Source organism: Peribacillus sp. GL_122, from assembly GCF_057835005.1.
Genome location: NZ_CM174415.1, coordinates 2,337,988 through 2,359,595, shown reverse-complemented (window position 1 = coordinate 2,359,595; position 21,608 = coordinate 2,337,988). Strand labels below are relative to the sequence as shown.

Annotated in this window: 20 protein-coding genes; all 20 read right to left on the bottom strand. The window is 38.9% G+C overall.

Translation table 11 applies throughout. The features are described 5' to 3' along the window. Positions 1–233: 233 nt before the first annotated feature. The 20 genes from AC3ISB_RS11395 to AC3ISB_RS11300 all read right to left on the bottom strand — a co-directional run bounded on the left by AC3ISB_RS11395 (position 234) and on the right by AC3ISB_RS11300 (position 21,274). The gene (locus AC3ISB_RS11395; RefSeq protein WP_489276433.1) at positions 234–1,961 is read right to left on the bottom strand and encodes a sensor histidine kinase; all 1,728 of its coding nucleotides are present in this window, start codon (positions 1,959–1,961) and stop codon (positions 234–236) included. Between the two features lie 23 nt (positions 1,962–1,984). Continuing rightward, entirely contained in the window at positions 1,985–2,446 is a 462-nt protein-coding gene (locus AC3ISB_RS11390; RefSeq protein WP_098371817.1) for a GAF domain-containing protein, read from the bottom strand. Beyond that, a complete protein-coding gene (locus tag AC3ISB_RS11385) occupies positions 2,436–3,089 on the bottom strand; it encodes a response regulator transcription factor (RefSeq protein ID WP_098371816.1) in 654 nt (217 codons plus the stop codon). The genes AC3ISB_RS11390 and AC3ISB_RS11385 overlap by 11 nt, the downstream gene beginning before the upstream one ends. Positions 3,090–3,187: 98 nt before the next feature. Then, positions 3,188–3,838 carry a sensor histidine kinase gene (locus AC3ISB_RS11380; protein ID WP_377410402.1) on the bottom strand — a complete coding sequence of 217 codons (651 nt, stop codon included), beginning with the start codon at positions 3,836–3,838 and terminating at the stop codon, positions 3,188–3,190. Between the two features lie 199 nt (positions 3,839–4,037). Then, on the bottom strand, positions 4,038–5,543 hold the full coding sequence (locus AC3ISB_RS11375; protein ID WP_489276430.1) for a nitrate/nitrite transporter: 1,506 nt from the start codon (positions 5,541–5,543) through the stop codon (positions 4,038–4,040). Beyond that, positions 5,536–5,823, bottom strand: a complete 288-nt coding sequence (locus AC3ISB_RS11370; RefSeq protein ID WP_141993264.1) for a hypothetical protein — start codon at positions 5,821–5,823, stop codon at positions 5,536–5,538. The genes AC3ISB_RS11375 and AC3ISB_RS11370 overlap by 8 nt, the downstream gene beginning before the upstream one ends. Continuing rightward, positions 5,810–6,121 (bottom strand): hypothetical protein, encoded by a 312-nt coding sequence (locus AC3ISB_RS11365; protein ID WP_063233471.1) that lies wholly within the window; start codon positions 6,119–6,121, stop codon positions 5,810–5,812. The genes AC3ISB_RS11370 and AC3ISB_RS11365 overlap by 14 nt, the downstream gene beginning before the upstream one ends. A 186-nt stretch (positions 6,122–6,307) precedes the next feature. Further along, a complete protein-coding gene (locus AC3ISB_RS11360) occupies positions 6,308–6,835 on the bottom strand; it encodes a Rieske (2Fe-2S) protein (RefSeq protein ID WP_063233470.1) in 528 nt (175 codons plus the stop codon). An 11-nt stretch (positions 6,836–6,846) separates the two neighbouring features. Beyond that, the gene (locus AC3ISB_RS11355) at positions 6,847–7,407 is read right to left on the bottom strand and encodes a 4Fe-4S dicluster domain-containing protein (protein ID WP_489276427.1); all 561 of its coding nucleotides are present in this window, start codon (positions 7,405–7,407) and stop codon (positions 6,847–6,849) included. Continuing rightward, the gene (locus tag AC3ISB_RS11350; RefSeq protein ID WP_339201916.1) at positions 7,408–9,576 is read right to left on the bottom strand and encodes a molybdopterin oxidoreductase family protein; all 2,169 of its coding nucleotides are present in this window, start codon (positions 9,574–9,576) and stop codon (positions 7,408–7,410) included. Then, positions 9,563–10,645, bottom strand: a complete 1,083-nt coding sequence (locus tag AC3ISB_RS11345; protein ID WP_489276424.1) for a hypothetical protein — start codon at positions 10,643–10,645, stop codon at positions 9,563–9,565. Before AC3ISB_RS11345 ends, AC3ISB_RS11350 begins: the two co-directional genes overlap by 14 nt. 752 nt (positions 10,646–11,397) lie before the next feature. Next, positions 11,398–12,387: a 5-oxoprolinase subunit C family protein gene (locus AC3ISB_RS11340; RefSeq protein ID WP_489276422.1), complete on the bottom strand. Its 990-nt coding sequence runs from the start codon at positions 12,385–12,387 to the stop codon at positions 11,398–11,400. Further along, complete coding sequence (gene pxpB, locus AC3ISB_RS11335) at positions 12,384–13,142, bottom strand: 5-oxoprolinase subunit PxpB (RefSeq protein ID WP_063233465.1); 759 nt, start codon at positions 13,140–13,142, stop codon at positions 12,384–12,386. The genes AC3ISB_RS11340 and pxpB overlap by 4 nt, the downstream gene beginning before the upstream one ends. 27 nt (positions 13,143–13,169) lie before the next feature. Then, a complete protein-coding gene (locus tag AC3ISB_RS11330; RefSeq protein WP_063233464.1) occupies positions 13,170–13,961 on the bottom strand; it encodes a putative hydro-lyase in 792 nt (263 codons plus the stop codon). A 79-nt stretch (positions 13,962–14,040) separates the two neighbouring features. Then, positions 14,041–15,180, bottom strand: a complete 1,140-nt coding sequence (locus AC3ISB_RS11325; RefSeq protein ID WP_489276906.1) for an NRAMP family divalent metal transporter — start codon at positions 15,178–15,180, stop codon at positions 14,041–14,043. Between the two features lie 119 nt (positions 15,181–15,299). Then, positions 15,300–16,061, bottom strand: a complete 762-nt coding sequence (gene pxpA, locus AC3ISB_RS11320) for a 5-oxoprolinase subunit PxpA (RefSeq protein WP_141993269.1) — start codon at positions 16,059–16,061, stop codon at positions 15,300–15,302. Positions 16,062–16,542: 481 nt separating this feature from the next. Beyond that, a complete protein-coding gene (gene solA, locus AC3ISB_RS11315; RefSeq protein ID WP_489276420.1) occupies positions 16,543–17,670 on the bottom strand; it encodes an N-methyl-L-tryptophan oxidase in 1,128 nt (375 codons plus the stop codon). Positions 17,671–17,798: 128 nt separating this feature from the next. Beyond that, positions 17,799–19,358, bottom strand: coding sequence for a histidine ammonia-lyase (gene hutH / locus AC3ISB_RS11310; protein ID WP_480338917.1), 1,560 nt, complete (start codon positions 19,356–19,358; stop codon positions 17,799–17,801). Positions 19,359–19,433: 75 nt separating this feature from the next. Next, on the bottom strand, positions 19,434–20,819 hold the full coding sequence (locus tag AC3ISB_RS11305) for an MFS transporter (protein WP_098371805.1): 1,386 nt from the start codon (positions 20,817–20,819) through the stop codon (positions 19,434–19,436). A 302-nt stretch (positions 20,820–21,121) separates the two neighbouring features. Then, positions 21,122–21,274, bottom strand: coding sequence for a hypothetical protein (locus AC3ISB_RS11300; protein WP_179891081.1), 153 nt, complete (start codon positions 21,272–21,274; stop codon positions 21,122–21,124). Between the last annotated feature and the right edge of the window lie 334 nt (positions 21,275–21,608).

Here is a 21,608-nt window from a genome sequence, read left to right as displayed (position 1 = left end):
ATGTTTTCCTTAACTATCATTCTATTATAAAACATGGAGGAAAGGATGTAATCAATATAACCGTATTCATTGTTTTTTCGTTAACTCCCTGACTGTATTCTCGTTTGCTTTTCCAGCTTTATTTTTATTGTGATCGAATCATTTTAACATCCTGCAAGTTCATAGTAAGAGCATTAATGGGAAATGCTGAAGCTAGAAGATTAAGTATCTTGAACATTACGAAAACCCAGTCACTACAAAGGCATTCTCAATATTACTTTTGTCCCTTTCCCTTCACCAGAATGAAGGATAAGGTTTCCGCCGGAAGCTCTGGCTCTTTCCTCCATACTGAATAAGCCTACTCCACGGGTAACTTTTTCTATATTAAAGCCCTTTCCTTTATCCTCTATTTCCACATGAACTTCTTCCTCTATTTCCCGGATCGTCACTGTAGCATCTTCGGTTTGAGCATATTTCCGAATATTTGTTAATGCTTCTTGAATAATACGGTAAATGGTAATTTCTTTGTTTGTATTCAGACGGTAATTCAAATAGCAGTCAAAATGGACCTTGATATGATGATGCTCTGAAAATTGCACCAATAAAGAGCGAATCGCAGGGAGCAGACCAAGATCATCAAGTACGGATGGCCTTAATTCCCAGGATAGATGCCGGAGTGCTTCGATTATCTCGGTCGTTTCATCCTGCATCTGATCTAACAGGGGATGATCCATTTCTGTCTGCAGTCTGTTAATCGTTATGAGGTGGCTGTATAAGTTTTGACCGATATCATCATGAAGCTCTCGGGAAATGCGTTTTCTTTCTTCTTCCTGCACATCAATGATTTTCCCGGTCATTTTCTGAATCTCTTCTTCCGCAAGCTTACGCTGGGTCACTTCATGACGAATCGCCAAATATTGGTAAGGTTTATTGAACTCATCAAGAAATGGAACGATTGTCGTATCCACCCAATAATAAGTACTATCTTTGGACTTATTTTTAATCTCGCCTTTCCATACTTCTCCTGCTGATATTGTTTTCCAAAGATTGTTGAAAAACTCTCTCGAATGAAAGCCCGAGTTAATAATTCGATGATCCTGTCCGATCAGCTCTTCTTTTGAAAACTTTGAGATCCGGCAAAATTGATCATTGACATATTTGATCGTCCCTCTTTGATCGGTTATTGCCACAATTGAGGAAGAATCCAAAGCAAATTGAAAATCGGCCATTTTATTAACGGATTTTCCTAATTCCTCTAAAACTCGTTTATATTCGGTTATTTCCTTCCGGATTGCCAAGTATTTATAAGGGTTCCCGTCTTCATTTAAGAAAGGGACAATTGTGGTATCCACCCAATAATAGGTTCCATCCTTAGCTTTGTTCTTAATTTCACCCCGCCATACACTTCCTGATGAAATTGTTCGCCAAAGATCTTGCATAAATCCCTTTGAATGAAAACCTGAATTGATAATTCGGTGGTCCTTCCCAATGAGCTCTGCTGCTGAATATTTGGATACCTCACAAAATTTCTTATTCAAGTATATTATCTTGCCTTTTTCATCGGTAAATGCAACAATCGTTGATTCATCAAGTGCGTAAATTAAATCAACCAGCTCATTTATCGGATAGGTTTTCTGCTGGTTAATCCGTGATTGGTCTTTCACTTTATGGACCACGATTAAATAATAGAGCTCTTTCGCAAGCTGAAAGGAGTTCACCCTGAAAAAAAGCGAAAAAGCATGACCATCCCGGTGAATTCCAAAATGGTGGATAATTTCCCCTTCCCCACTTGACTGAAGGTTTACCCCTGGTATAAGATTCAGGAGCTTTTCCCCATTCAATTCATGATGTTCATAACCAAAGTTTTCATATACTTGTTGATCTGCAAAAGAGATGACTCCTGATTCATTGACAAGGATTGTCGCATCGCTAGATCCAGGAGAAATCCCTTTTTTCATTTCCAAATGTTTATTCAAGTCCATACATAATCCTCCTTGTTGCCATGTTAAACCGAGCTGTTCATTTCCTTTTCCAATTTTTTCGCTGCATCAAGGATCGTATGCTGGTCACTTTCAGAAATAGGCTGATCTGTTCGTTTACCTACTAATAATACCCCCTTAGGAACACCTTTAAAATGAATGGGAACTGCGAAAGCGCAATTGAGATTTTCCGCAAGCATGATGGGATACTCTAAGGCTTTGCCGTGAATATTATTTGGAAAACCCTCGATTTTCATCGGCCTCCCCGTTGATATGACCTTACCTGCTATTCCTTTTCCATATCGAACAGTTATCCTTTTGTATTTATCATTTCTGTTTCCGGCGGCATAATGCCAGCTTATGTCAGGACCTTTACTGTTTTGTAAGGCAAGGCCTACAAAGTCACAGTTCATTTCTTCTAATGCATGTTCACACGCTTCTTTAAACGGTTGTTCCTCTTTCGATTTACTGCCACCGCTAAATTCCATACCCTAATAACCCCTTTTTTAAAGCGAATGCAACAAGTTCATGCCTTGTTTTCATTTTGAGCTTTTCCATTAGGTTTCCTTTATGGCTTTCAACAGTTTTCACGCTTATGACAAGCTGTCCGGCAATCTCTTTGTTTGAAAACCCTTTCGCTATCAAGGTCAGTACCTCTTTTTCCCGGTCAGACAACAGATTGAAAGAATCAGCTGCCCCCTGCTTCACACTGCCTAAGTATTCTTCCATTACCCTTTTTGTTGCAGATGGATGAAGGTACGCATTTCCGTTCGCTAAAGATCGGATGGCTACCAATAATTCTTCATGTGGTGCACTTTTTAAAATACAGCCTGAAGCCCCCGCTTGAATAGTTCTGAACAAATATTCATCATCATCATGCATGGTAAGTATTAATATGGCTACCTCAGGCATTAGTTTTTTTAGTTCGGAAGTCGCCGATAAGCCATCTTTCCCATGAGGCATGCTTAAATCCATGACTACCACATTAGGCTGAAGCTCTAGTGCTCGCTGTATTCCCTCGTTCCCCTCTGAAGCTTCCCCTATCACTTCCATATCCGCATGATTGTTTAATAGCATCTTTAAGCCCATTCTTACAACGGCGTGATCATCGCAAAGCAAAATTTTTATCAAAGCGGCTCCCCCTTAGCTTTGTTCGTATTTCTATCGTTATTAATGAATATGAAACAACAATGGGGATTGCAAAATTCGCAAACCCCTTGTTTAGCATTTTAATATAATGGCAGAGAAATCTCTATAGATGTCCCGTCATCTATTTTCGAAACAATGGTACAATTTCCGCCGATCAAATGCATTCTTTCACACATGGCAGCAAGCCCGCTCAATTTATTCATAGCGGCTTCAACCTCAAACCCTTTCCCTGAATCTTTAATCAAAATCAATAACCTGCTTTTTTCCCATTTAAATATCATACATGCCTTCGTTGTGTCAGCATACCTTGCTATATTCACCAATGCTTCTTGGCAGACCCTGAAAAGTGTAATGCTTTCTCTATCAGAGATTTCCGATTCAATACCATGGTTCTCCAGCTCAACCTCAAGGCCGTAGGTTGAAGTGTATAATTTTATGTAGCTTTTTATAGCTGAAATAAGCCCAAGAGTTGTAAGGGTAGGTGGATGCAATTCTACAGCCAAAAGCCTGATTTCTTGAATTGCCTTTTCCAATAACTGATTCATATCACCTGCATAGCTTTTCATGGCAGGCTGTTCGATTGCCGATTCAATGAGCTGCATTCCAGAAAAGAGACTGGAAAGGGACTGCCCCACACCTTCATGAAGCTCCATGGCAATTCTTTTAATCTCTTCTTCATGTGTTTGTATGATATAAGAACTGAGGTTGTTTTTGAGTGGCTGAGTATTCATTCCCACCCTCCTTCTTCGATTGTCGCTGATTATTGGCCATTCAAAATATGACATCCTCTCCCAATTACACTTTCGGTCTAGCGGTTAAAACACTGACGTATACCTTCTCTCCCACCGGAAACTTAGCAATTAAAATTTCTCGTTCTCGAAAACTCCAATTCAGCCTTCAAATCCAATGATTTCATGCACCCAGTTCATTTTATGCCTTTTTCACTTTATGACTTGAAATGTCACTAAACATTCCGGCATATTGAACAACATCCCCAGCATCATTTTTTATTGCACTAATTGTCAGCCATTGTAGATATTGCTGTCCATCCTTTCGGCTATTCAAGATTTCACCTTGCCAGAAACCATTTTCTTCAATAGATTTCCACATATCCTCATAAAAAGTTTGAGGCTGTTTACCTGACTTAAGTATACTAGGATTCTTCCCTATTACTTCATTTTCCTGATAGCCAGTAATCCTTGTAAACGAAGGGTTTACTGAAATGATTTTACCACTGGTATCGGTGATCAAAATGCCTTCTATTGTATTGTCAATCACTTCTTTGGCAAGCCCCATTTTACCTTGGAAATACATCCAGACTACTAAAATCAAACTTGCAAGGGCAACTTCTGACAATGCCATGAACCCGATTGCATAATGTCCTGTGATATTGAATAACAAGGATAAAATTAATGGCGGAAAAAAACCTCCCAAACCGCCCATTGCGGAAACAATACCATTCACAATACCAGCCTGCTTTTGGAAATACATGGGCACCAGTTTAAAAATGACACCATTTCCCATTCCCGCACAGAGGGCAATACTCAAACAACCAAAAGTGTACCAGCCAATCGATGGAGCAAAGGATAGAATCATCGCTGAAGCCGTATACACTCCGAAAACAAACATGAGCAGAATGAGGGAATGAAAGCGATCTGCAAGCCATCCGCCAATTGGTCTCATTAGGGTAGCAAGAACAATAAAGCCTGCTGTCCTCAAACCGGCGTCAACTTTATCCAATCCAAAGTTCGCTACAAGAAAGTTTGGCAGATAAATAGTAAATGCAACAAAAGAACCGAATGTTATAAAGTAGAATAAACTTAGCAGCCATAGTTTTTCATTTTTGTAGACACCCTTAATTTGTTCTAAAAGCGGTGTCTTTACTCTCAGTTCCTTTTTATCCCCTAATAGGAAGTTACCTGCGATAAATACTACCAAAATCACAAGATAAAGCTGTACGGTTGTTGACCAGCCAAACTTCGTAGCTACAACAGGTGCTGCAAATGCTGATATAGCCGTTCCGAGGTTTCCTGCACCGTAAATTCCGTTTATAAAGCCATGGCGTTCCTTAGGATAGTACTTCGGTAAAGAGGTTACTCCAACAGAGAATACGGCTCCCCCAATACCAAGAAATAGCCCTCCAATCAACAAATCAGCAAGAGAATCCGCAATACTGATATAATAAACAGGGAATAACAGCGATATAAAGCTAATCAGGAAAATTTTCCTGGCCCCGAACTGATTGGCGTAAAAGCCAAGGGGAATGCGAAGAATAGATCCTAAAATAACTGGAACAGCTGTTACCAGTGCAAGCTGACCATCCGGTATTGCGATATCTTCTTTAATAAAAGGCAACAGGGACGAAATTAATACCCACACCATAAATCCTACAACGAGGTTTAAGGTTTGTAATGGAAGCTGAATTTTTCTAAACATCCTGACCACTCTCTCTTCTAATTACATATTGTAATCTCGCATTTTCGTCAAAAGCTGACCACTCATTTTCATTTTTAGTCACATTGGATATCAACGGGACAGCGAAAAAATTAATGTCGTCAAAGTAAATACGCAGATGTGTTATATCAGGACAAAGCTCCACCTTAACAATCGTTTTAGAAACGAAAGGAGCTTTATCCTGCCCAACATCATCCAAGATTGCCACTCTAGCTTTTTCCGATATTAATGGTTGTATATCTTCTATTTTAATGTGTTCCACATGTATTGCATCCTCTCTTTGCCGTGTAAACATTCATTTGAAAACCCTGCAAATATTCCCAGAATGTATCTTCTGCATGATTCTCGATAAATTCAATTGTTTCCACTACAGACTCCCAATTGCTCATTCCCTTTACTTCGGCAACTACAATATCGGCCCCATCTATTGACTTTTCATCTAAATACCAGTTAAGACGGACATCTTTAAAAAGGTCTGAAAGGAGCTTATCGATTTCAGCAGCAAAATTTCCAGATGCTTCTTTTACAAAACAAAAATCAAAGTATGTTTCACTGTTCATTTGATTCACGCCTTTTCGTTTTTCGTTTTTTTATAAGTAAATAACGCTAAGGGAAACACCACTATGTTTAATCCCCCAAATATTAAAACATTTACATAATTTTCATAATAATATTGATGAACCATAAATTGGGTAAATACAATATTCATCATCAAGAAGGCACAAAGCAACGCGACACCAATAAACTTAAGCCTCATAACGCTTCACCCTTACTGCGTATACCCCGCCATTTTCAACTTTCACCTGAATCTCAGGCAGCGGCCTTCTTGGCGGACCGGCAGTTGGAGCACCTGTTTCAACATCAAATTTTCCATGATGACAAGGACAAACCATCTCTCCTTCTTCCTTCACCCAGAAAACCGGGCAACGAAGATGTGTGCATGCATTTTGGTAAGCTACGTATTTCTTTTCAGACAATCTGATCAAAATAGCATCATCATGATCACCTGGAAATTTAAACTCTACTGCGTCACCAATTGCAATTTTGCTTACATCTGTGATTTTTTTGTGGGGATACTCCTTTTCCCCAAGACCCATCAATTCTTTAGCCGCTACCGCCCCCCAAGGGAGGGAGGAAATGGCGAATACGCCAGCAGCACCCACCAATGTTTTCATGAACCCACGTCTGTCAAGCTTTCTTTCATTATTCCGTTCAATATTATGAGTGTAATTATCTTCATTAAAGGGAATTTTATTATTTTTATCTGACGGCATCTTAATCCCTCCTAATATAGCTTGGTTATCCCCTGTAAAATACCTGGGAGATTTACCTTAACGTTCGTTTCACTTTCAAGATAAGGAAGGCTAGTCACCCATTTTCCATTATCTAGATTAAATTGTTTTCTCTTATTTTCAATTTCTTCATCTGTCAACCATTGAAGTGTATTGGATGGGCAAACACTTGCACACATTGGCGGGATACTGTCTTTTGTCCGGTCGATACATAAATCGCATTTGTACATTAAGTTTTGTTCAGGGTCAAATTTCGGTATTCCATATGGGCAAGCAATCGTACAATTTTGGCAGCCGATACATTTTTCAACGAGTGCTGATAACACGGCCCCAGTCTCATGGATTTGGATTGCCTGGGCCGGACAACTCCTTGCACAGGCAGGATTTACGCAATGAAGGCACATAAGAGGCATCGTTTGCCGATTGACCAGAGGGTTTACATCATATACATAGTTTCTGTTCCGCTCTTCATGCCCTCCGCATTGTGTACAAGCCGCTAGACATGACCTGCATCCTATGCAGTTTTCAAGTTCTAAGTAGAGCCTCTTTTTCATTTATTGCACCTTCTTTATTTCGACTTTTTCCATTTGGGCTGCACAAACCTTAAATTCCGGCATACGGGACATTGGATCAAGCGCTGCAATGGTTAATAGATTGATAGATTGCTCGTGCCCAAAGTGGTATGGAACAAATACAGTGTCTTCACGAATTGCTTCTGTAATTTTCACTTTATAGATTGCCTCACCTCTTCGGGTATACAGGCGGACCTTATCCTCATGGTCCATATTGTATTTTTTTGCTGTATCAGGATGTACTTCCACGTAAGGTTCCGGACACATATCGCGAAGGAACTGAATTCTTCTCGTCTGGTTCCCTGATAGATAGTGGTAAACGACACGTCCAGTTGTTAAACGAAGCGGATATTTTTCATCTGGCTCCTCAGCAGGGGGACGGTAAGGAAGTGCACAAATTTTCGCTTTACCGTCTGCGTGATAGAATTTTTTATCCAAGAACATATGCGGCGTTCCCTTGTCATTTGCATCCTTACAAGGCCAAAATACCCCGTCCTGTTTGTCAATCTTATCCCATGTGGCGCCGTAATAATCGGCATTTCCGCCTTTACTGGCCAGTCTGAATTCATCTGCCACATCTTTTGCAGTTTTCAAATGGGAAAAATATCTTCCTCTCCCAAGACGTTCTGCAAGCTCTACTTGTATTTGCCAATCGGGCTTAGATTTTCCGATTGGTTCTTGTGCCTTATTTATCTTAATAATTCGCCCTTCAAGGTTTGTAACTGTTCCTTCATCTTCTGACCACGTTACGGACGGCAGGATCACATCCGCAAACTCTGCTGATTCAGAAAGATAGAAATCCGAACACAGCATAAAATCCAGGTTTTTCATCGCCCTTCTGACAAAATTCAGGTTAGGCGCAGATACTGCAGGATTAGAACATAGCAGATATAATCCGCGAATCGTTTTTTGCTCCATCAGTTCAAACATTTCATAAGCCGAAACACCAGGCTTAGGCATTTCTTCCGGAGTGATATTCCATACGTTACAAACTTCTTCCACATGTTCAGGATTCGTAATTTTCCGGTATCCTGGCAATAAATCCGCTTTCTGACCATGCTCGCGTCCACCCTGCCCGTTTCCTTGACCAGTGAAAGTTGCTACACCAGACTTCGGACGGCCAATCTTACCTGTTACAAGCGCCATGTTTGTATATCCAGATACATTGTCAACGCCCTTATGCTGCTGTTCAATTCCACGGGCAAACATGACAACTGCATTCGGTGATCTTCCATAAATCTCTGCTGCGCGAATGATCTTTTCCGGTGCAACACCTGTAAGCTCACTCGTATATTCCGGCGTAAAATCTTTTACAAGCTCTTTTGTTTCTTCAAATCCATTTGTATGATTATTAATAAATTCTTCATCAGCATAACCATTTTGAATTAATTCATTTAAGATTCCATTAGCAAGGGCAAGGTCCGTTCCCGGTTTCAAGTCAAGATGAACATCCGCTCTTCTCGCAACAGGCGTTTCGCGGGGATCCGCCACGATAATGTAACCGCCTCTTTCTTGAACGTTCCAGACTCTGAACATAGAAGTTGGATGGCATTCTGCTGTGTTGCTTCCTGCAAGAAATAAGCAATCAGTTTCATGAATATCTGTCCAGGGTAATGTTGAACCTCTATCTACGCCGAAAGAACGAAGGAATCCCCCGGCCGCACTAGACATGCAGAATCGGCCATTATAGTCAATGTAGCGCGTGCCAAGAGCCACACGTGCAAATTTCCCTGTTAAATAACATTTTTCATTCGTCATTGATACGCCGCTGAAAACGGATAATGAATCTTTTCCATATTTTTTTTGAAGCTCACTGAATTTTTTCGCGATTAAATCATATGCTTCATCCCAGCTGGCTTCTCGGAAGCCTTCCTTTGTTCCCTTTAATGATGCATCATCACGAATAAGCGGTGTTAAAATGCGATCATCATGGTTCGTCTGCTGGTAAGCTGTAACCCCTTTTGGACACATTTTCCCAACAGTTACGGGCCAGTCATAACGTGGTTCAACCCCAATGATTTTATTTGTCGCTCTATTTACCCTTAAATTCATTCCGCACTGCATTCCACAATATGCACAATGCGTTTTAACCAATGTTTCATTAGGGTGTAACAAATTCTCTACATCTTTAAAAAACTTATCCCTTTGCATTCTGGTTAGCCTCCTTAACTTTTACCTCGTGGATAGGAAATCCGGAAAATTGGGCAATCCGGTATTTTCTTCGGCAAGGTAGGCACATTTCGGCGAGATGGTGGCCATCCTTCGTTTGAAATTCTATTTCATTCTTACCGAGAACCTCTATGACATCTTTTGATTGTTCTGTTGAAACAAACTCATTACCGCAAACTTTGCATTCTTTCATGGATTGTTCCGCATAATGCTCTCTGTAGTTTCTGGCAAATACACTCAGTGGGCGGAAAGGTATGTGAGCAAGTTTTCCGAACGGAAGATAAATCAGTGTAATAATGACTGACCACTGGTGAATCAGGGACATGGCTGGCTGTCCTGCACCGTGCAAAAAGATGTTCAAAAACGTTAGTGCCAATCCTGTAATGCTGACTAATAACAGCATATATAGTGGAAGAAAGTCATACATGAATTTTTGTTCTGCTCTTGCCTGCATATTTTTCAAGCGGCGGTATAGAGCCATGCATACGCCAGTAATAACCATCACAGCTGTAATGTTCAGAGCGTTATATGATAAGTTCGCAATGATCCCATTAGCTGGTACTGTTATTACCTGGATCCCCATTGCGATGATGTTGTAGTAGCCATTGTCGTCCATGGTAAAGTACATCCATCCAAATACTAGAGGGAATGTCACGAAGCAGGAAAGGATACATCCCCATCCGATTAGAACGTGCTGAGTCCATCGGTAAATTCCCCTATTCCAGATGAAATTGTATGTTGCTAAATGTTCAACTGATGTTTTAGGCGTTGATTTTCTAAATATCAGTTTGATGCCTTTTTTTATAAAAACCTTTGTTGGCGGCCTTTCTCCCCATGCGATAAACCTGTAAAAGAACCCCCCAATAAAAATAATCGTCCCCACCATATATCCATAAAGGTTTAAATCTACATGTGTAAACATTCTCGTACCAATAAACGATAAAAAAACAAGTCCGCAAACTGCTAGAAACATAGACTTGGCAAAATGTGATGCAAAAGCATCATCAATCGATTTTCCTGTTTTTTGATTTGCTGCGACTTTTGCCTGCATTACTATTCCTCCTCATTACAAACAATTACCATACCCTAATTGTAAGAGCTGCCCCGATTTTTCCATATCGGGGGACTTCCCTATCCTAAGGGGAAAATTCCCCTATCTTTTAAAATAAAAAAAACAGTTCTGATGTGCAGAACTGCCTGTACTATATTTCAATGTTCAAGTGTTCTCTTTTCCAGTTTTTATATTTTATTTTGCAATGGAGGAAATGCTGATGGAAGTTTTTCTAGATGTTAGTATGATTAAGGGATGTTTGTTGTTTTTGCAGTCTTTGCATATGATAAAATCGATTACCGAAAACAAATGTTTTTTAATGAAAATAAGTATATAGAGGTGAAATTATTGAGACATAATCTCACAAAAAGATATTAGTATTCAAGATTTTTATTGACTGAAAGAAGAACTACACATACATAGTAAAATGGGATAGAGAATTCTGATAGATCGAAACATTTAATCAGATAGGAGCGATAAAAATCCACATAGAAATTCAACGGTTAATACTAAGCTTAAATGCAAGATAAAGTAATTCTTGATACAGTCATTAAAGAAAATACTTGTTGGAGTCACATCAGCCATCAAGTATTAAGGTAAAATAAAGCATCAATTTATTTGAAAAACTGCCTTGAATAAAGAAAATAAATAGAGGCTCCATCTTTCACTTATTATGTATTAACAAAAAAAGAAAGTACCCTTTTAATAAGAGTACTCTCTTCCTTTTGTTACTTCTTGATGAAGTAACTATATTACATGCTGTTTTTTAGAAATAATGAAATCGAAACCTTTAAATCTTTTAATTGTTGTTCTTTTTGAAGGAAATGCTGCTCGGCTTCTTTTAAGGTTACTCGTGAAAATTGAATAGATTCCCCTGGTTTGACCTGAGCAATTAATGGTAAATCTGCAGTAATCACTTGAGCTATCTTAGGATACCCTCCCGTTGTTTGGCTATCCGCAAGAAGAATAATAGGGTTTCCATCAGGAGGAACTTGAACAGACCCGTTAGTTACTGATTCAGACAATAGCTCCCTTTTATCCTGTAACTCTAACAAAGGACCTGATATTCTATAGCCCATACGATCAGATTGGTTTGAAACTTTAAACAAATTCTCTGCAAAACTAACTTTACTAGAGTCCGTAAAATAATCGTACTGGCTTCCATCTATGAAACGAATAACTGGCATGCGACTTGGCATAAACTCCTTTTCATTGACAAACCACTTTGGAGCGATAAACGCTTCTTTAAACTCCCGGTTATCTAGAATCGTAGAAGTTTCATTAAAATCCACAACATCATCTACTTTTAATGCTCTTCCCTTATAGCCCCCAATTTCCCCTCTTAGATATGTACTTTTACTATTCATAACTGTAGAAATAGCGTATCCTCCCGCTACAGACAAATAAGTCCTACAACCTGATTTACATCCCGCGAATCGAAGAATAGAGCCTTTTTTTACATAAACAGGCTTCCACATTGGAACAGCTTGACTGTCAATAGTAGGTGATAAATTTCCACCTGTTATCGCGATCAAGCAATTTTTTTCTATTTTAAGAGTCGGACCCATTAACGTAATTTCCATGGCCGCTTCACTTTCTTTATTGCCAACTAACATATTGGCAATTCTTAGGGAATATGCATCCATTGCGCCGCTTACAATCACTCCATGTTGCTGAAACCCTTTTCTTCCAAGATCCTGAATACTAGTTAATAATCCCGGTTTGATTACACGCAGGCTCACTGTAACCCCTCCTTAAGAATAATTTCATTATACTCTTGATTAGAAATTGGATGGAATTTCACAATGTCTCCTGCTTGTAATAGGCTTGGAGGATTAACATCTGGTAAGAATAGTTTGGTTGGCGTTTGTCCAATTAATTGCCACCCTCCAGGCGTAGATATTGGATATACACCCGTTTGCATACCTGCAATTCCAACTGCTCCTGTTGGTATGGTCATTCTAGGAGAAGATCGTCTAGGTGTTGCAATTTTTTCTGATAGTCCACCGAGAAACGGAAAACCTGGAGCAAATCCAATCATATAGGCTAAGTACTCACCATTTGAATGAATATGGATGACTTCATCAGTAGTTAAATTATTATAACGAGCTACATATTCCAAATCCGGGCCATATTCCCCCCCATAACATACAGGAATAGAAACAGTTCGGTGTGTCAGCTTTTTATCTTCTTTTAACCACTGTAGTTTCCTTTCCATGATAGAACGAACCACTTCATATGGGGAAATAAATTCATCATTATTGCTTTGTTTTTGTTTCTTATAGATAACTAGAGGATCATAAAAAACTGTCAAATTTGTAAAAGCCGGCACACATTCTATAAATCCAACAAAAGGTTCATCTTCAAGCAAATCCATAAACATTTTAATTTTTTTGTGAATGTCGTATTTAATTTCATTCCCAAATGTAATCACGATTGCGGAATCGCCTAAGGGAGACAGTATGCATGTAGTTTTATTCAAAAGCTTTTCCGGCATAGAACTCAACTCTTTCTGTTAGTAATATTATAAAACGCCTAATTTTTCATCACGGATATCCGTTATAAACATATGTCCTGGTGCATGCGTAATCATAATCGCCGGTTTTGTTTCCATTGCGATAGATTGAGGCGTTACTCCACAAGCCCAGAAGACCGGCACTTCTCCTTCACGAATCGTTACTGCATCACCAAAATCAGGTTGCTGTATGTTAGAAACACCAATCGCCTCCGGATCTCCAATATGGATTGGACCACCATGAACAGCAGGAAAACGCGATGTAACTTGAGCCGCTCGCACCACATCTTTCTGAGGAATCGGACGCATGCTCGCTACCATTTTCCCGTGAAATATCCCTGCTTCAACACATGAAATATTCGTTTTATACATCGGTACATTACTGTTCTCTTCAATATGACGAATGGAAATATCGTTGTTTAAAAGGGCATGTTCAAATGTAAAGCTGCAACCGATTAAAAACCCAACCATATCATCTTCCCAATAATCTGAAATATCCGTTACTTCTTCCATTAATTCACCGTATTTATATATCCGGTATTTTGGAATATCTGTACGTATATCACCAGACTGAGCAGCAAATTTAGGAATAGGAGAACCAATTTCTGTTACGTCTAGAAGTGGACAAGACTTAGGATTACGCTGACAAAACAATAAAAAATCAAAAGCATGCTCTTTTTTTAAGATGGCCAAGTTTGCTTGTGCATATCCGTTTGCCATTCCAGCAGTTGGCTTAATCAATTCATTGTTGCGGATCATTGCGCGCAATTCAGCCGGGGTAGCTTGAGAAAGATCGATCATTAATATTCATCTCCTATTAAGAACTGGGAGTCAGTGACAAACTAGCACGCCACTTCCACCCCGTTTTATTGATGTATCATTAAAAAAGAGCGGGCAGTTGTTTCATTAATGTATATACGCCCATTAACGCCATGATGATTACCACAAATACGCCGGAAATCGTCAACCATAAAGGATGTTTATAATCACCCACAATATTCTTCTTATATGCCGCAATTAAAAGTGTACCAAGTGCAATTGGTAAAATCAGACCATTAATTGCCCCTACTACAAGTAGTACTTTAACCGGTTGACCAATTAATAGAAAGCAAATGGTCGATACGACTATAAAGCCAATGATAATCCAGTTAGCCTTTTTATTTATTTTTTCGCTGAATGTTCTGATAAACGAAACAGAAGTATATGCAGCACCAACTACTGATGTGATTGCTGCAGCCCACATAACAATACCAAACATTTTATAACCTACATTTCCAGCAGCAAGTTGAAAAACGGATGCCGCAGGGTTTTCTGAATCAATTTGCAAGCCTTTAGATACAACACCTAGAACTGCTAAAAATAATGCAACTCGCATAACTGTGGTTATTAAAATACCCATTACTGAACTCTTTGTTACTTGTGGCAGTGCTCCGACACCTTTCACTCCTGCATCCAATAGACGATGACCGCCAGCAAATGTAATATAGCCACCCACAGATCCCCCAACTAATGTAACGATTGCGATAATATCAATCTTATCAGGTGCAAATGTCTTCACTACTGCTTCTCCAACTGGAGGAGCAGTTGTCCATGCAACATATATCATCAAACAGATCATAAAAAAGCCTGCGATTTGTGTAAAGCGGTCCATAGCTTTTCCCGCTTCTTTTACTACAAATATTAATACTGCAATAACTGCACTAATTGCTGCTCCAGTTGTTGGGGAAATTCCAATCATCGCATTTAGACCAAGTCCAGCTCCTGCGATGTTCCCTATATTAAATGCTAGCCCCCCCATAACTATGAGTGCCGCTAGAACATAACCTAGTCCTGGAAGAACCATGTTTGCAATCTCTTGTCCTCGTTTTTCAGATACAGCAATAATGCGCCATACATTTGTTTGTGCAAAAATATCAAGAATAACTGAAATAAGGATAACAAACCCAAAACTTGCTGCAAGACTTTGGGTATAAACAGTTGTCTGCATTAAAAAACCTGGTCCTATGGCTGATGTTGCCATAAGAAATGCTGCACCTAGCAATAATGTCCGGTTATTTTTTGGCTTAGAATGATTTTTTTTCTGATCTGTCGTATTTTTGATTGGCTCCAATGAAATCTACCTCCTAAATGTTTGTGATTTTATGTAGAAATAGACTTAACTGTAATTTCAGATATTTCTAAGGATTTTTTTACATGACGAGCAAAGGTTAAAGCATGTGCTCCGTCCCCATGAATACAAATTGTATCTGCCTTTAAAGCCACATCAGTTCCTTGCTGTGATAAAACCTTTCCTTCTTTAACCATTCGAATTACTTGTGCAACAGCATCATCATCATTCTCTATCATTGCATGCGCTTTCATACGAGAAGTCAATGAACCATCTTGTTGATATGTCCGATCCGCAAACACTTCACTAGCCGTTTGTAATCCAATGGTCTGACCAGCACGTATTAATTCACTGCCCGACAAGCCAAATAAAATGAGCTCAGGATTAATTTTGTATACAGCTTCAGCTATGGCAAGAGACAACTCTTTATTCTTTGCCGCCATATTGTACAAAGCACCATGTGGTTTAACATGTTGCATATTCCCGCCTTCAGATTGCAAAAAGCCATTTAATGCACCAATTTGATAGACAACAATATCATAAGCTTCCTGTGGTGAAATATTCATATTGCGTCTGCCAAAACCTATTAAATCCTGGAAACCTGGGTGGGCTCCGATTTTTACTTCTTTCTCTAAAGCAAGCTGAACCGTTTTTCTCATAACGGTCGGATCGCCAGCATGAAATCCACAAGCAACATTGACAGATGTTACATAATCCAAAATCTCTGCATCATTTCCAATTCGATATGTGCCAAAGCTCTCTCCTAAATCACAATTCAAATCAACTGTATTCATTGTACACTCCTCCTATTTACAGAAATTTCGAACAATAAAACCTATAAATATGTAGATAAAAATATTTCACTTTCATAATTTTATAAAATTCCGAAATTCGGAATTGACGTTTCATATTTCGGAATATTCTTATTCTAGCATGTTTTTTTTATTTCGACAATACAATTGTTAGCTAACCTAACATATGTTTTTGTATTTTTTCATTAATCTTGAATATCATTTATGTTTTCTTCTACTATTATCTTTGATTAAACAGAAGATTATTTACATAGATTAATGTAAAAAAATAATACATAGATGTAATATCAATAGACCGGCAAAAACAAGTACTAAACCTTTTTTTGCTGATTAAAAAAGTCGTTGATTCCTATGACAAGGAATCAACGACTTTGATTTTCATTCTATATGCAGGTTCAAGTTAAACTTGTGATTTTGTATTTTCATCTCGATGGCGAAATATTTTTTTCAAGTCTTCTCATTATTAATTAAATCGATTAATAGAAAACAATGATATATCTTCCTTGCTCGTACCGGAGATAATCAAGTCACTCAAAATTTCCCCCATGACACTGCTGAATTTAAACCCGTGTCCAGAGAAACCTGCTGCTATTGCAATATGTGGATAATAAGGATGTTTATCCACTATAAAATGCTCATCAGGGGTCATGGTGTAGATGCAAGTCTTCCCATATTTCATTTTTTGATCAGCAGGCATATATTTCCACAAAAATTTCACCAAATCTGCCTTATCTTCATCCAATTCACCAAAACCCTCGATACAGCCATCAGGATTTATACGTTTTCCCCCATCATGTCTTCCTATCTTTATTCCAGAACCATTTATACTAGGAAAGCCATAGTATGTACCAACTGAAGTATCAAAAGTAAAAGCCGGAAAATCATTATGATTATATAATTTTTCATTTGCATGAAACCAGGCAAATGTTTTTCTAATGGGTTCTAGAGGCAGATTCAAATCTAACATCGCCAATATTTTCGGGGCCCATGCCCCAACTGCAACCACTAAAGATTCTGAGTGGAATGTCTGTTCATCCGTTTTAACCGTGACCCCATCGCCATGAACAACTATCTTCCTTACTTCACTGTTTACAATTATGTCGGCACCATTAGATTTCGCAAGTTGTTGATACGCTCTAATGCACTCTTCACTTTTCAACACGCCCGAAGTCGATTCATAGCACCCAATGTAATCTTCTGGCAGTGTTATACCAGGCCATCTATCATGAATTTCATGTGAATCCAAGATTTCCATTGGTAAACCATATTCCTTTGACCCCGCTTTCACCTGTTTAATGAAAGTGGAATTTTCGCTTCCAGCATTCAGGACCCCCGTTGGAAGAAATAATTGTTCCCCCGAATTTCTTTCCAATTCACCCCATAGCTTTTGGGCTTTAAGTGCTAACGAAACATACTCCCTTCCTTCACCATAAGCATGTCTAATAATTCTTGTTTCCCCGTGATGGCTGCCTTTATTATGAGGAGGAACAAAGGAATCCAATAATAGTACTTTTTGTCCTTTTTTTGATAGAAAATATCCTGAAGACATACCCATGGATCCAGCTCCAATTACAATTACATCATAGTGCATCTTGCTTCCCTCCTTTTTAGATGAATCATACATTCATTCTAGTTTAACAGCAATCATTCATATAATCCTTAATGAAAAAGGAAGCCCCTTTACTCTATAAAATAAAGTAAAACAGCTTCCATCTTTTTTTAGAACTCCATTTCTCCAATCGCCTTTTCAACTAGCATAACTATTTCCCCTTCATGAATTTGTCTATAAATCGATTCAATGTCAGGGTGAAAAAAGCGATCTTCTTCCACCATCGGGACTTGGCTCCGAACTAAATGATATACGCCCTCCGTAACCGGTGACGGTTTCAATGGTAGATGAAAATCCATTGCTTGCGTTGCCGTCATCAGTTCAATGGCTAAAATATATTCAAGTTTCTTTGAGATTTGATAGGCTTTCTTCGAAGCGAAATAAGCAAAACTTATCAAATCTTCTTGATTGGCGCATGTAGGGGTATTATCTACTGTGGCTGGATGCGAGAGCACCCTTATCTCGTTTAATAGTCCGGCGGCTGTATATTGTGGGATCATGTAGCCACTATTTAAACCTGGATTAACCACTAAAAAATTAGGTAATTCACTTAGGTGATGGTTTACAAGCCGATCTATTCTGCGTTCTGTTATTTTTGCTAAGTTTGCTAGCGCTATGGAAATCGTATCTGCGTATATCCCAACAAATGAACCATCAAAATTTCCGGCCATTAGTGCAATTCCATCTTCCTCTTCCGGAAAAATCAGAGGATTGTCACTTACGGAGTTCATTTCATTCTCAATCGAAACAGCAGCGTCTTTCAATACTCTTTTTATGGCTCCATGGACTTGTGGAATGCATCGTAAGCTAAGTGCATCTTGTAATCTATGATCCTTGTATGTATCAATGATTTGGCTGCCTTCAAGAATCCGTGTTACATTTCTGGCTGTCTTTGCCTGTTCCTCATGTTTTTTCAATGCATGGGGACGGGGATCAAATGCTTTTATTGTACCTTTTAGCACTTCTAAGGACATAGCTCCCGTAATGTCCGCGGTTTTCGCTGCTTGCATGCTATTGTATAATGCCAGAATGGCCATCGCAGTGACGGAAGGAGTTCCGCTTATTAGAGCCAGTCCTTCTTTACACCCAAGCGTAACTGGCTTCAATCCAGCTTGCGCTAACGCATCCTTTCCCGGAAGGAGCTCATCGTTGTACCATGCCCGCCCCTCCCCGATCACCAATAAGGACATGTGTGCTTCAGGAGACAAATACCCCACGGACCCCTCACCTGGAACATAGGGAAGTATATCGTGATTTAACAGTGAAGCGATCAGCTTTAAAACTTGTAAACGGACTCCTGAATAACCCTGGCCTAAATTCACAAGGATCATCAATTGAATGGCTCTTACGACTTCTTTTTCAAGAGTTTCCCCTACTGAAACAGCATGTGAACGAACAATATTCCGTTGAAGGGTTTCTGCGTCCTGTGGAGAGATCACTTCAGTCATATTACTGCCAAAACCAGTCGTAACACCGTAAATCAATCTATTATCATCTAAAAACTTTTCTATTAAGCTTCGTGATTTATTTACCCTTTCACAATATGTCTCAGTGAAAGTAACTTTTGCACCATATCTTGCAACCGCTATCATCTCATTGATTGAGATTGCACCGTCACCTAGTTCAACCTCTTTAATATCTTTAGGATGTAAACAATCGGTCATTGTCATCCTTACACAGCTCCTCTCCTATGACTCATCAAGAAGGAGAAAAAAGTTTTGGTCCTTCTCATTTAGAAATTAATCTTATGTTATTTTCTTATTTTCTGTAAAGGGAATATCGGTTCCCTTCGAAAAGTTCCCCGCTTCTAGTAATGGGTCACTCGCTTCATGCAAGGAAAGATTCTTCGTTTCAGGTGCCCAGGCAATCGATGCAATCAAACCGATTAGCAGAACCACAGCCATACCAATCATTGATGTACTTAATCCGAATGAATTTAGACTAATAGGCAGCAGAAATGTACCAATTGCAGAACCAATCCGACTAATGGCCGTAACCATACCTATTCCAGATCCACGAATCTCAGTTGGAAAAAGCTCTGCTGGGTATACTAATGTAAGGTTTGATGCTGCTGACATGAAAAATGTAAAGATCAAGAAGGCTGTCAACATTAAGAATTGAGAACCATTGTGTAAGAAGCTGAGTGAAAACAATGAAACAGTAAGGATCGTAAAAGCCCCGATCGTAAATCCTCTACGAGAAAATTTCGCGAGCAACCAAAGTCCGAAAATTGCCCCAACAAGCAAGAATAGATTTAACATGGTATCGGCAAAAAAGTTTTGTTCAAAACCCATTGTACTTAATATCGACGGAAGGAAAGTGTAGATTGCAAAGTACGGAATAACAAGAGTTAATTTGAATATTCCACCAAAAGCCGTACGTTTACGAAGCTTTTTGCTGAAAAGTCCACTAAATCCTAGAGTCTTTTGATTTTCCGTACCAGTAAACGTTTCTCCCATTTCAACGTTCGATCCAAGGTGTTTTTTTACTATCTGGCGAGCTTCTTCGACACGCCCCATGCTGACAAGCCATCTTGGTGATTCAGGCGTTCCTATTCTTAAGATTAAAACCACAACAGCTGGAATGGCAGCACTAATAAGCATCCAACGCCATGAGTCTGACCCAACCTGTCCCAGGTAATGACCAACAAAGTTTGAAGCTACATATCCAAGCGTCCATACTACATTTATGGACGCGAGGAGCGAGGAGCGATATTTTTTTGGTGAAAACTCGGCGAGTAGAGTCGTACCGACAGCATAATCTCCTCCAAGTCCAAAACCAATTAGTAACCGTAAAATGAGAAGTTCTTCTGGACCACTAACAAAAAATTGTAAAATAGTAGCAATCGTGATCAGTAAAAAGTTTACGAGAAAGATTTTCTGTCTGCCAATACGATCAGAAAGTCTTCCAAGTACCAACGCTCCCCCAAAAAGACCGATTAATGCAGAACTTCCAATCAATCCAGTCCACATTGCATTTAACTCCAATTGAGGACCAAGTACTGTCAGAGCCATCGCAATGATTCCAAGTGAATAACCATCACAGAAGCTTGATCCAAAGGTAAGGCCAGCAATACGAAAATGAAACTTATTAAATGGGGCATCGTCTATAGTATATTTTTGTTCGTTCAAAGAATCCCCTCCATTTTTTGATTTATCAGATTTATGGATCAAAAAAAATTTTACTGCAGTACTCCGGTATTGACCCTGAAATTAAATGAATAGATTTCAGTTCACACTAAAAAATGATATTTTACTGACCTTCCAAACAAGGAATGTACACCTGTTAGAAATATTACACTTATAGGTAGTTTTCATTTTATGGTTAAGATTAGTACTATTTCGGCAAAGAATATTATGAAATAGTAATCTTTTTATAATTTAATTCAAACGATTCTACCTTTTAATTTCTATTTAATTATGAAAATATAGTTTTAGGATTCGATCAATTGTTTATCATTGAAATAAATGACTTCACTAAGGATTTTACAGCCTTCTATTACCTCAAATTTTTCCCTAGCTTCCTTTTCTGTAGTAAACTCAAACATTTTTATGCCATTTTTCGAATGGATGGTGATTACCCACATAAAATTCCCTCCACATGGAGATTCATTTCCACATTTCCTTAAAACACTTTCATTTAATTTCACTGTAAAGCAGTAAAGTATTTAACGCTGCCAATGGGTAGGATGATAAACCACCATCCTACTATTCAACACCATTACATGTGGATAAATACTTCTAAAAGCCCAATTCATCTGCTGAAATGGGTAGACATTGACTGAAGAGCAAGGCCATATCTTTTTTAGTGATTCTTAAAGGCCAGTTTTAGGAATCACTCTTCACAAATGGCGTTAAAGAGGGTTTTTACTCGACAAATTCATGCTCACGGCCTTTATTATCCTTTGGAACCCATGGGCT

Coding starts and splice junctions, on each gene's coding strand:
- AC3ISB_RS11395 (WP_489276433.1), bottom strand. CDS start 1,961: ATGGACTTGAATAAACATTTGGAAATGAAAAAAGGGATTTCTCCTGGA.
- AC3ISB_RS11390 (WP_098371817.1), bottom strand. CDS start 2,446: ATGGAATTTAGCGGTGGCAGTAAATCGAAAGAGGAACAACCGTTTAAA.
- AC3ISB_RS11380 (WP_377410402.1), bottom strand. CDS start 3,838: ATGAATACTCAGCCACTCAAAAACAACCTCAGTTCTTATATCATACAA.
- AC3ISB_RS11375 (WP_489276430.1), bottom strand. CDS start 5,543: ATGTTTAGAAAAATTCAGCTTCCATTACAAACCTTAAACCTCGTTGTA.
- AC3ISB_RS11365 (WP_063233471.1), bottom strand. CDS start 6,121: ATGAACAGTGAAACATACTTTGATTTTTGTTTTGTAAAAGAAGCATCT.
- AC3ISB_RS11360 (WP_063233470.1), bottom strand. CDS start 6,835: ATGCCGTCAGATAAAAATAATAAAATTCCCTTTAATGAAGATAATTAC.
- AC3ISB_RS11355 (WP_489276427.1), bottom strand. CDS start 7,407: ATGAAAAAGAGGCTCTACTTAGAACTTGAAAACTGCATAGGATGCAGG.
- AC3ISB_RS11350 (WP_339201916.1), bottom strand. CDS start 9,576: ATGCAAAGGGATAAGTTTTTTAAAGATGTAGAGAATTTGTTACACCCT.
- AC3ISB_RS11345 (WP_489276424.1), bottom strand. CDS start 10,645: ATGCAGGCAAAAGTCGCAGCAAATCAAAAAACAGGAAAATCGATTGAT.
- pxpB (WP_063233465.1), bottom strand. CDS start 13,142: ATGCCGGAAAAGCTTTTGAATAAAACTACATGCATACTGTCTCCCTTA.
- AC3ISB_RS11330 (WP_063233464.1), bottom strand. CDS start 13,961: ATGATCGATCTTTCTCAAGCTACCCCGGCTGAATTGCGCGCAATGATC.
- AC3ISB_RS11325 (WP_489276906.1), bottom strand. CDS start 15,180: ATGGCAACATCAGCCATAGGACCAGGTTTTTTAATGCAGACAACTGTT.
- pxpA (WP_141993269.1), bottom strand. CDS start 16,061: ATGAATACAGTTGATTTGAATTGTGATTTAGGAGAGAGCTTTGGCACA.
- solA (WP_489276420.1), bottom strand. CDS start 17,670: ATGCACTATGATGTAATTGTAATTGGAGCTGGATCCATGGGTATGTCT.
- hutH (WP_480338917.1), bottom strand. CDS start 19,358: ATGACAATGACCGATTGTTTACATCCTAAAGATATTAAAGAGGTTGAA.
- AC3ISB_RS11300 (WP_179891081.1), bottom strand. CDS start 21,274: ATGTGGGTAATCACCATCCATTCGAAAAATGGCATAAAAATGTTTGAG.